We start from the raw sequence: 486 nt of genomic DNA, 5'->3' as shown, positions 1-486 counted from the left end.
GGCCTCCTCTCCTGGTTGGGGGGCGGGGGGGTGGAAGCCCGGGCGCGCGCCGATCGCGCCCCGCAGCGCCGCCAGCGCCGCGGGCGCCGCCCGCCGCGGCGCCGCCGCGGCCTTGAGGGCGCCCCAGCACAGCACCTCCGCCCCGCCGAGGGCGCGCAGCCGGGCCGCATCCTGCGCGGCGCGGGCCAGCACGGTGCGGAAGCTCCCGAGGGTCTGCCGGGCCAGGCCGGGGGCGCGGCGCCAGCGGGCGGCGCTGCGCGCGCTCATCCGGGCGTTCACCAGGGCCAGCGGCACCGCCTGGCGCGCCGCCTCGGCCAGCAGGTTGGGCCACAGCTCGCTTTCCACGAAGGCGCCGGCATCCGGGCGCCAGGCGCGCAGGAACCGCGCCACCCAGGCCGGCACGTCGAGCGGCACGAAGCGGTGGATCACCCGCGGCGCCCGCCCCCCCCCCCCCCGCGGGGCCGCCCGCGCGGCCCCCGGGGAGCG

1 protein-coding gene is annotated in these 486 nt (G+C 83.3%); it reads right to left on the bottom strand.

Features of this window, described 5'->3' with window-relative positions:
- Positions 1-486 (bottom strand): glycosyltransferase N-terminal domain-containing protein (locus AC1MIR_RS08895; RefSeq protein ID WP_480027815.1); only part of this gene is annotated, 486 nt, incomplete at both ends.

Source organism: Falsiroseomonas sp. RANM36 (assembly GCF_056682175.1).
This window is presented reverse-complemented; position numbering and strand designations above follow the sequence as displayed.